The sequence below is a fragment of the Bordetella petrii genome, assembly GCF_017356245.1.
Taxonomy (GTDB): Bacteria; Pseudomonadota; Gammaproteobacteria; order Burkholderiales; family Burkholderiaceae_B; genus Bordetella_A; species Bordetella_A petrii_D.
Genome location: NZ_JAFMZZ010000001.1, coordinates 3,792,437 through 3,803,854, shown reverse-complemented (window position 1 = coordinate 3,803,854; position 11,418 = coordinate 3,792,437). Strand labels below are relative to the sequence as shown.

The 11,418-nt window shown below is 66.0% G+C and carries 1 protein-coding gene; it reads right to left on the bottom strand.

What is annotated here, in order from left to right:
• On the bottom strand, positions 1-11,158 hold an 11,158-nt coding region (locus J2P76_RS18155), incomplete at its 3' end, for a VCBS domain-containing protein (protein ID WP_207409059.1).
• Positions 11,159-11,418: the final 260 nt, after the last annotated feature.

The following is an 11,418-nucleotide window of genomic DNA, read 5'->3' as shown; positions in this document are numbered from 1 at the left end:
CCGGGTTCTGGATGGCCGACACCACGCTCTGGTCGCCGGCATCCACGTCGCTGTCGTTGTCCAGTACGTTGCCCTCGGCCGGACTGCCCGGGGTCGCATTATCCGTGCCGCCGGCTTCCACGGCGGCGCCCGTGTCGTCCTGCGCCACCGGTGCGTCGTCGCTGCCCGCGATGATCACCAACAGGCGCGCCTGAGCGGTGACGCCAGCCGCGTCACGCATGGTATAGGTGAAGGTCTCGGTCAAGGTCTCGCCGGCGGTGCGCAGGGCCTGCACCTGGGGGTTGCCGTTGTCTACCAGGTACTGATAGCTGCCATCGGCCGCCAGCACCAGCGTGCCGTACTGTCCCACGGTGTTGCCGCCCACGCTGCCGGCCTCGCCCGAAACCTCCACGGCCACCACCGTCTTCGTGTCGCCATTGTCGACATCGCTGTCGTTGTCCAGCACATTGCCCGCCGGGTCGAAACCTGGGTCGGCGTTGCTTGTCCCGCCGGCCTCGACCGCATCGGCTTTGTCATCATTGGCTGTCGGGATATCGTTGGCCCCATTGATGGTGATTCGCAGTTCGGCCTGGTCGGTCAGTCCGCCGCCATCGATGACGCGGTAGGTGAACACGTCTTGCAGCTGCTCGCCAACGGCCAGCGCCGCGACCGCTGCATTGGTCTCGTCGGCGTGGTAGGTATAGGTACCATCAGCCGCGATATCCAGCCAGCCGTACAGGCCATCGATGTGTTGGGTTCCATCGCTGTCCATCTCGGTAAAGCCGTCGCTGCCCGAACCCGCCCGGATGCCGTCGACCGCCTGGGTGTCGCCCGCATCCACATCGGTATCGTTGGCCAGCACCGAGCCCGTGGCATCGACCGCCGGCGAGATCGCCGTGGCCGGCGTGGCCGCGTCCGTATCGTCCTGCGCCTGCGGCGCGTCGTAGCTGCCGGCGATGGTGATGGTCAGCGTGGCCGTATGCGTCAGCCCGGCCAGATCCTGGACGGTGTAGGTATAGGTTTCCTGCAGCGACTGGCCCGCGCGCAGCTGTTGCACCGCTGCCAGCGTATCGTCGACCTCGTAGCGGTACGAGCCGTCGGCCTGCAGCGTCAGCGTGCCGTATTGGCCGACAGCCTCGCCGCCCACGATGCCGACGGTGCTGTCCGGGTTCTGGATGGCCGACACCACGCTCTGGTCGCCGGCATCCACGTCGCTGTCGTTGTCCAGTACGTTGCCCTCGGCCGGACTGCCCGGGGTCGCATTATCCGTGCCGCCGGCTTCCACGGCGGCGCCGGTATCGTCCTGTGCCACCGGTGCGTCGTCGCTGCCCGCGATGGTCACCAACAGGCGCGCCTGAGCGGTGACGCCAGCCGCGTCACGCATGGTATAGGTGAAGGTCTCGGTCAAGGTCTCGCCGGCGGTGCGCAGGGCCTGCACCTGGGGGTTGCCGTTGTCTACCAGGTACTGATAGCTGCCATCGGCCGCCAGCACCAACGTGCCGTACTGTCCCACGGTGTTGCCGCCCACGCTGCCGGCCTCGCCCGAAACCTCCACGGCCACTACCGTCTTCGTGTCGCCATTGTCGACATCGCTGTCGTTGTCCAGCACGTTGCCGGCCGGGTCGATACCCGGGTCGGCATTGCCTGTCCCGCCGGCTTCGACCGCATCGGCGGCATCATCGTTGGCTGTCGGGATATCGTTGGCCCCATTGATGGTGATTCGCAGTTCGGCCTGGTCCGTCAGTCCACCGCCATCGATGACGCGGTAGGTGAAGACATCCTGCAGCTGCTCGCCGGCCGCCAAGGCTGCCACCGCTGCATTGGTTTCGTCGGCATGGTAGGTATAGGTGCCGTCGGCGGCGATATCCAGCCAGCCGTACAGGCCATCGATACGCTGCGTGGCCCCATCGCCAATTTCCGTGAATCCGTCGCTGCCCGAACCCGCCCGGATGCCGTCGACCGCCTGGGTGTCGCCCGCATCCACATCGGTATCGTTGGCCAGCACCGAGCCCGTGGCATCGACCGCCGGCGAGATCGCCGTGGCCGGCGTGGCCGCGTCCGTATCGTCCTGCGCCTGCGGCGCGTCGTAGCTGCCGGCGATGGTGATGGTCAGCGTGGCCGTATGCGTCAGCCCGGCCAGATCCTGGATGGTGTAGGTATAGGTTTCCTGCAGCGACTCGCCCGCGCGCAGCTGCTGCACCGCCGCCAGCGTATCGTCGACCTCGTAGCGGTACGAGCCGTCGGCCTGCAGGATCAGCGTGCCGTACTGGCCGACAGCCTCGCCGCCCACGATGCCGGCGGTGCTGTCCGGGTTCTGGATGGCCGATACCACGCTCTGGTCGCCCGCATCCACGTCGCTGTCGTTGTCCAGCACGTTGCCCTCGGCCGGACTGCCCGGGGCCGCGTTATCCGTGCCGCCGGCCTCTATCGCCTGTCCGCTGTCGGCTTGCGCGACAGGGGCATCGTCGGCGCCGCGTATTGTCACGGTGACGAGTCCGTCGCTGTCCAGGCCGGCAGTGTCACTGAGCCGGAAAGTGAAGTATTCGACCAGGGTATCGGAAGGCTGGCGCAGCGCCTGTACGGCGGCCAGATCGTTATCCACGGTGTAGACGTAGCTGCCATCGCTGTCGATGCGCAGCGTGCCATACAGCCCTTGTATGGTGCTGCCCGCGTCCTGCATGGCCGAGCCGTCGTCCGGCTGCCCGGCGCGCAGGCCGGCAATATGCAGCGTGTCGCCTGTATCGGGGTCGGCGCCTGCGGCGGGCAACAGGTTGCCGGCTGGATCCAGCCCGCCGCTGTCATTGCCGGTACCGCCCTTTTCCTCTGCCGTCAGGTCCTGCGGAGCCGCGACCGGCGCATCATTGGCACCCTGGATGGTGATCCTCAGCAGCGCTGTGTCGGTCAACCCTGCTGCGTCGCGCACCTTGTAGCTGAAGTCATCGATCAGAACATCGCCATTGGCCAGTGCCTGCACGGCGGGATTGCTGTTGTCTGCGCGGTACACATAGCTGCCGTCAGCCAGCAGCGTCAGGGTGCCATAGCTGCCGCTAACCACCATGATCGACCCGGCCGAATCCGGCACCGCGCCCGACGATTCATCGCCCGCGCGGGCGCCCGCCACCGCCAGTTGCTCGCCGTTGCCAGCCGAATCGACATCCTGGTCGTTGGCCAGCACATTGCCAATAGCCGGCTGGCCGCCGGCGGCATTGTCCGTGCCCCCAGCCTCCGTCGCCGTGCCGCTATCGTCGCCCGCCTCGGGCGCGTCGTCCTGGCCCAGAATGCGGATGCGCAGTTCCGCCTGGTCGCTCAGGCCGCCACTGTCGGACACCGAGTAGGTAAAGACATCCACCAGCATATCCCGCTCGGTGCGCAACGCTTGTACGTCGGCGTCATTCTCGTTCAGGTCGTACTGATAGGTGCCATCGGCCAACAGCGTCAATGTGCCGTAAATGCCCTGTATGGGCTGGCCCAGCGGCAACAAGGCCCCGCCCTCGGATTCAGCTCCGCCGCGCGCGCCGGTTACCGTCAGCGCATCGCCGTCCGGTTCAACGTCATTCACCGTCACATCGCCCTGGGCGGTGCGGCCGGGCGTGGCATTGCCAATCCCTCCGCGCTCCTGCGCCACGCCCACGACATTGCTGGCCACCGGCTGGTCGCTCACGCCGAAGATCTGGATCGTCAGCACGGCATCGGCCCGCGCGCCCGCCGCGTCTTCCAGCGCATAGACGAAACGCTCCTGGACACTTTCTCCGGCGCCCAGGGCAACAAGGGCTGGGTTCAGGCTGTCTATTTCGTAGACATAGGTGCCATCGCTGTTGATATGCAGCGTGCCGTACGCAGCCAGGATATCGGCACCCGCTCCCGGCGGCACCAGGGTCGCGCCGCCGCCTTCGGGGGCAATGCTGTAGACCGAGGACTGCGACATATCGTTATCGACGTCGCTGTCGACCGCAGCCGGATCGCTGTCCGGATAGGCGTCGGTAATGACATTGCCCTGCGCGTTGCGCGGCACCCCGATCACGGTGTTAGTGGAAGTGTCCACCGCTGCCGTGTATCCCTCGCCGAGGTTATCCACCGCAACCGGATTGTCGTTGCTGCCGTCTATGGTGATGACCAGCGATGCCAGCGCGTTGAGGCCGCCGGCATCCGTCACTGCGTAATCGAAGGTCTCGCTCAGTGTTTCGCCGTCATTCAGGGCCTGGACGGCCGCATTGGCGTCGTCCACCACATAGACATAGCTGCCGTCGGCGCCGAGGGTCAGGGTGCCGTATCGGCCCGCGATGGCCGTGCCGTTGGCAGAGGTGCTGCCGCTGGCGATCGGCTGGGCCGGCCCGGGCCCGCTGCCGTCGTAGCCGCGGGCCTGCGTGACGCTGCGGGTATCGCCGGCGTCGACATCGCTGTCGTTGTCCAGCACATTACCCTGGGCGGGACTGCCGCCACTGGCATTGCCGATGCCTCCCTTCTCCTGGGCCGACCCGCTGTCATCCTGTGCCGCCGGCGCATCGTTGGCGCCGCTCAGCGTAATGACCAGCTGCGCCGAACTCGTCGTGTCCGCCGTGTCCTTCAGCGTATAGGCGAAGGTCTCCTGCAGCGGTGTGCTGCTGGCCAGCAGCGCCTGGATCGCCGGATCCGCATTGTCGACCTCGTACCGGTAGCCGCCGGCGCTGTTGATATACAGCGTCCCGTAGCGGCCGTCCACCGCCTGCTCGGCGGCCAGTGGATCCAGCGTGAGCTCGTCCACATCGGAGCTGACATGGGTAACAGACAGCTCGTCGCCGTTGGTCTGGATATCCACGTCGATATCGTTGTCCAGCAGGTTGCCGGCCGGGTCGACGCCAGGTATGTCGTTGTCCACGCCTCCCGCCTCGATGGCATGCGCGGCGTCGTCCACGCCTTGCGGCACATCGTTGACTGGCCGGATGGCAATCGAGACGGTGTCGGTATCGCCGAGATTGTCGTCGCCGCTTTCGAATGGAATGCCATCGCCGTCGGCATCGCCTCGCTGGCCCTGGTCTTCCGTCGTGATGGTAAGCGTATCGGCGCCATTGAAGTTGGCATCGGACGCGTATGTCAGGGTTGTCAGCGCCGCATTCAAGGCGGCCTGGCTGCCGCGCAACTGCATGGAATTCGATCCCAGGGCCCCGGCCACGACTTCGGCGGCGCCCAGGGTGAGCGTCAGGCTGCCATGCTCTACCGATAAGGTGACCAGCATGTCCGCCGTGCCGGCATCCGGGTCCTGGATAGCCAGCCCGTCGATCGCCAGCTGCGTATCCTCATCCATGCTTTGCGCTGCCGGCACGGTATTGACCGGCCCATCGTTGCGTTCCACATACCCCACGCTGCCATCGGCAGCCGCGCCCAGATCGCCGAACTGGGCAACGACCTCGCCCAGCGCCGAAGCGCCGTCGCTATCGATGCGGGCATTGATGACCCCGGTCGGGGCAGCCAGCGTAATGGTGGGCGGCGCATCGATACGGAAGGTTCCGCCGCCCAGCACGCCAAAGTAGTAATAGCCACTGGCATCGGTCGTGGTCGTCCAGCTACGGTTATCGGCCGCGGTAGACAAGTCGTTATCCGCGCCCGCCCAGGTCAGCGTAACGGACTGCCCCTCCAGGCTCGGTCCGTCAGGCACAACAGAGCCGTCGGCGCTGTCGGTATCGTTCCACAGGGTGCCCGCCATCAGGCTCACGCCGGCGGCATCGCTGTCGCGGTACAGATTGGGGCCGCTGCCATCGCCGGTGCGTTCGCCGCCCACCGTGCCGGCGGCGCCGACGTCGGTGCCGGCATAGCTTTGGAAGTCGTCGGGCAGGCTGGTATAGGTCACCGTGGCCGAGGTATCCGCGAGCAGCGTGCTATTGGGCAATTCGGCGCTATAGGCCAAGCCGACCGAAGCGCCTGCCGCGAGCTTGTCCAGGGAAACCGTAACGGTGTCGCCGCTGGCCACCACGGACACCCCGTCCGGATATTCGCCGGGCGCGTAAGCGACGCCGTCGATGGTCAGCCCAACCACCGTCAGGCCCTGTCCGCCCGCCGGCAATGTATCGGTCAGGACGACGTTGTAGGCGGCCGCCGTGCCGGTATTGGAGAAACTGACGGAATATCCCGCTGCGCCGAACGCCGTGCCCGTGCCGGGATCGAACGTATCGACGTGCTTGTCGATATTGTCGATCCGAGGCTCGACGACCCGTTCCACGATGGTGTCCGTGCCGAATCGCACCTCGCCGCCGCTGAGAAACTCCGAGCGCACCGCCAGCTGGCTGCCCGCGGCTACGCCGGCGGCGTTGTCGACACGTACGTTGAATTCGAAGTACAGCCCTTCGAAATCCGAGTCCTGGTTCGCGTTGACCAGGTTGCCCAGCTGCAGGAAAACCGCCTGCGGATCGCTGGTATCGATGGCCTGGGTATTAAGCACCCCTTCGGCGCGCACGCCGGACAGGTCGGGCGCCAGCAAGGTGCTGGCCTGGTCGGTCACGCCGCCGTCGATATTCGGAGTGCCGCCCACAATCAAGTCGGTGCGGTCCGTCCACAGCCCGGCCGATCCGTCGGCCAGCGCGTTGGCCAGGTATCCCAGCGTGGCGGACCCATCGTTCATAAATGTCAGCCCGGAGGGCAGCAGCACGCGAATCGCCGCATCCGGCTGTGTGCCTTCCGGAACCAGCAGGGCGACGCGGTAATGAATGATCTCGCCTACCGCGACATCTTGCGCATCCGCGGTGGTCGGGCTGCCGTTGGCGGTGTCGGCCAGGCCGCCCACATGGCTGATCGTGCCCGATGCCGCCACATTGTCGCTATGCACGCTGACCAGCCGGTAGTCGTTCAAGGCTCCGGAATTCAGCGCGCCGTCCGCGCCGGTACGCTCGCCGGTAGCGGCGCCGCCCAGGCTGGACCACGCCACCGTTACCTGGTTGTCCACCTTGCCGCTGGTGCCTGTGCTGTCGTTCAGCACTCCGCGGAACTGCAGCACCAGGCTGCCGCCCTTGGGAATATCCAGCTTGGCGTCCGGATCCAGCTGCAGCACACCGTTGTCGATGACAAAATCGCCGCCGGTCAGTGTTACCCCGCCATACAGCGTTACGCCGATGATCTCGGCCTCGCCGAGTTCCGTAGGCAATACATCCGCCAGGCGCACGTCGAATGCGTCGACATCGCTGGCTGCCGTGCCGTTGCCGACCGTAATGGTGTAGGTGATCGTATCGCCCCGGTCTACGCCGACCGGCGAGCCATCATTCACCGAAGTATGCGATACCGACAGCGTCGGCTCGACGATCGCCACCGACGGCAGCCCGCCGCTGGCACCGACCGTGCGATCCAGCGCAGTGCTGCCATTGGGGCTGTCGCCGTCAGGATCGCTATAGACCAGCGATGCGTCGTTGGTCAGTACAGTGCCCGCCTGATTGGTGGCCACATTGGCGGCGACCAGCCCCAGGCGGATGACGAACTGGTTGTCGGCCTGGCCATTGTTGGCGGCGGCACTGCTGGCGTTGAACGTCAGCCTCACATCGGTGCCATTGGTTCCCGCGTCGCCGCCCATTCCTGCCAGGCCCTGCACGCTGACCGTGCCGGCAAAATCCGCGCTCAATGCGCCGCTTTGCGCCATCTGAGTAATCAGCTCATAGCCGCCCAGGCCAAAACCGGTGTCCAGCGCAAAGCCATCGGGAATCAGGTCATTCAGGCGCAGGTTCTGGGTGGTGCCCTCTGGCAGGGTCACCACAATGTCATATAGCATGCGCTCGCCGATGACCAGGCTGCTGCCGCTGGTATGGCTGGCGCTGGAATCGTCGGGGCTCAGGCTGCCGTCGGCGAAGCCCTTCGTGACGACCGGCGCGGCCGACTGGGCGTCCGCGGTATCGGAAAGGTCTACCGGCGTGAAATCGGCGCCGCCTTCGACACTGGCATAGTGGCTCAGCACTGCCGCCGTCTGCAGCGTACTGGAGGCTGCCAGTGCGCTGTCAGCCTCCACATCGTAGGTAATCACCACCATGTTCGCGCCGCTGGCGTCGTTGGCCGAGCCCGCGCGTCCTGCCAGCAGCGACGGCTGGCCGTCGGCGTCCAGGAAGGTGATGGTATTGCCTGAAATGCTGTAGTCGCGCCCCTGCACCAACAGTGTGCCGTCGCCGCGCGCCACACGCAGGTTGGCGCTGTCCAGCGTGCCGCCCAGCAGCGCCACGCCAGCCGGAATCTGCAAGTCCACGACGGCATCGTAAGCGCCGCCGCCGCCCAGGTTCTCGATGCCCGTGGCCAGCCGGATGATGTCGCCGGCGTCCATACCCGAAACAGCCCCTTCCAGCGCGCTCAGGTCGGTAATGGTGCCGTTGAAGCCCGCTCCGGTGCTGCCGGCCGCCGTCCAGTCGCCAGTGGCTCCGCTGACCGTGCCGCCGCTGGAAGACACTACGCCATGCCCGATGGACAGCACCGGCTCGGCGACGGACTGGATCAGCACATTGTCGGTGTCCACCATCGGATCGTGGGCAATCGTGGTCTGCTGCGAGGATTGGCCGAGCACCGTGATGGAGCGCTGGTCGGCGAAAGGCTGGTCGCTGACGCGCATCGTGAACAAGACTTCGATGCGCGCCTGGCCGCTGGGATCGGCCTGCGTTGCGTAATCGCCGAAGTCGAATACCAGCGCGCCGCCAGCCCCTGGCGTGACGCTTTGCAGGCTGCCCGGATGCGTATCGCCCGGCCCGTACGACCAGCGATGGTCGCCCACCCCCATCGACCACTCGCCATCCGGCTGAAATACGGGGCTGGGCAGGTAGGCCGTCAGTTTGAGATTCTCGTAATCACCTGTCTGCAAATCGTAGCGCAGCGCGAAGGTAACGATGTCGCCGGGCCGCAGCTCATAGTTGGCCGGCACGGTGCTTCCGTTGACCTGAAAGACGCCGATGTCGACATTCCCGGTGGGCACGGTCATCGAGAATTCGGAGCCGTCTGACTGAAGTGCGCCGACATTCAGACGGCTTTGCACAATGGTGCCCGCGAGCAGCGCGCTGTTGCTGAGCACGTCGCCTTCGTTGATCTCTGCCTGGCCATAGTCGCCCTGATAGGCCTGGTCGACCTGCGCCAGATACTCGATGGTGGCGGTGGTGGCCGACTGGCGCGTGCCGTCGCTGGCCAGATCGCCGACCAGTGCCAGCATGCTCAGCCCGGCCTGCTCGATCGTTGCGGCCAGGTCGAAGACGACTTGCGTGCCGTCGGCGGTCTTGTCGCCCAGGGTATAGACCAGCGCCACCGTATACTGCTGCCCGTCCTGGGTAAAGGTCATCACCGGCGTGCCATTGAAACTCAAGCCGTCGCCCAGCATGTCGGTGACCGTGAGGCTGCCCTGCCCCAGCACGGATTTGCCGATGGCGAAATAATCCGAAAGCGTGACGTCGTAGCGGTATTGCAGCGTATCGCCAGGAGACAACCCGGCCGTGCCATTGTCGGTGTCCAGGGACGCGCTCTTGTGCAACGTGACTGACTTGGCTACGAAATCCACGTCATCTCCCCGTCCGATGACCGGTACCCATGGCAGATGTTCCGGCACATCGCGCGGATCCAGGGGATCCCAGGCCCCCGTCGCCAGCGCACGCGCAATCTGGATCTGGCGCGGCGATCCCGTGCCGGGATCCAGCACGTTTTCGCCGGCGGCCGTCTGCTCGGCAACGAAGAACTGTACCTGCGTGTCGCTCGGCGCGCTCAACGCGTCATAGCTGACTTCGTACGAGTCGACATAAGGCTTCAGCGCCAGCGCCGCGCTGATAGCGGCGGGGTCTTCCAGCACCCGGCCGTCGGCCAGCGTAAGGCGGGTGACCACGCCGCCGCCGGCGGGCGTGATACTGAGCACGCGGATGCTGTCGGGCAATTGCTGCGTGACCACGACGTTCTGCAGTGTCTGCCCGGGCGCAGGCGTTGCCGTGACGGTCAGCGTGTGCGGGTAATTTTCGCCAGTGGTTGTCTCGCCTTCCACCATATCCAGCGACTGGGTAATGTCCAGGGGCGTCGAACGCAGCGCATAAACGTCCCACTGCGCCTCGACCAGCGAGGGGTCCTGCTGCGGATTGTCCAGCGGATCGTTGCCATACTGGAAGCCGGCCCGCAGCCTGATATTGTGATCCTGGTTCACATCCGCCAGCGGGCTCATGCGCACCACGATATCCACGTCGATCTGGGGCTGCTCCTGCCCGAAGCCGGCATATGGCAGCTCCAGCACCACCAACTGGTCACCCGGCTTATATCCATAATCCGAGGCTTGCAGCACCACGGGGTCGCCGTTCTGGTCGCGCGCAACCGGATGCTCGGCGGTTCCGTCCGCGCCAAAGGTCACCGTATGGCTTTTCAGCGTGATACCCATGGTGCTGGCGGACACGAAACTGACGCCATCATCGCCGTCGTAGCCGGTAGCCGGCAGCAGCACGTCGATGAACGGGGCGTAGCCTTCCTGGCTGGAAGGATTCGTGACCGTGGCGTGTATGGTGGCGTCGCTGCCCAGCAGAATGTCGGCCGAACTGCCATCCAGGGTCAGAGTGGGCGCCGCGTTGGCCAGCAGGCCGTCGAACTGCGCCAGCGCGCCGGCTGCAATATGCAGCTGGCTTTCGATCGAACCGGTGCGCACTTCCAGCGTCCAGTCGCCGCCCGCCTGTTCGCTGCCGGTATCGTTGCTGGACGCGGCCACATCGGCGCCGGTGGACTGCGCCAGGGCGCTCAGCAGCGCCTCGCCGCTTTCCGAGCTTGCCGTGCCACAGCCATAGAGCAGAATATCCGCGTCCTTGCTGAGATGGGCTTCCCAGCCGGCCGTGCGCAGCGTATCGGCGGATTGCGCGGTAAGCACGCTGCTGCCCAGCGTAAGCTGGCCGGGCGCACCATGGCTGATAATCTGCACGGAATCGACCTGGCCCAGCGCCTCAAGCGCCTTGCGCACCGCCGCGACGCCATCCTGCGCAGGGGCTACCACCAGCACCTGCGTGCCGGGCGTAGCGCTGTCGGCCAGGGCCTGGGCGCCGGCCAGCCTGCCATCGATCACCAGCAACGCCTTGCCGGCCGGCGGCTGGCCATCATGCGAAGCGCCAACCTCGCCGTGATCGGGCTGCGAGTCCGCCTGTTGGCGGTCTGCTGCGACCGCCGCGGCGGCGTCATACAAAAGCCGGGGCTCAAGCGCCAACGTGCGGGAAATCGGCCGAAATCCAGGGCAAGTCTTCATGATGCGTGCCTCCCGGCTTGCTCTCCACGCAGCGGCTATGCGTTAGCTGGAGAGCCACAACTCGCTGTGGTACACGGCCGCAGAGTCCGCGGCCATTGCACTGCTGCTCCCCGCCTGGCTCGAGCCAGGCAGAGTCGCGTCAGGCTCGTCGATGTAGGTAAACACCCGCGTCAATAAGCCGACGAAAGAGTCGATCAACCGATGGCGGTCGGGGCCGATGGAATGAACGCCGCAGTAAATCTTCTTGCCGCATACCGCAC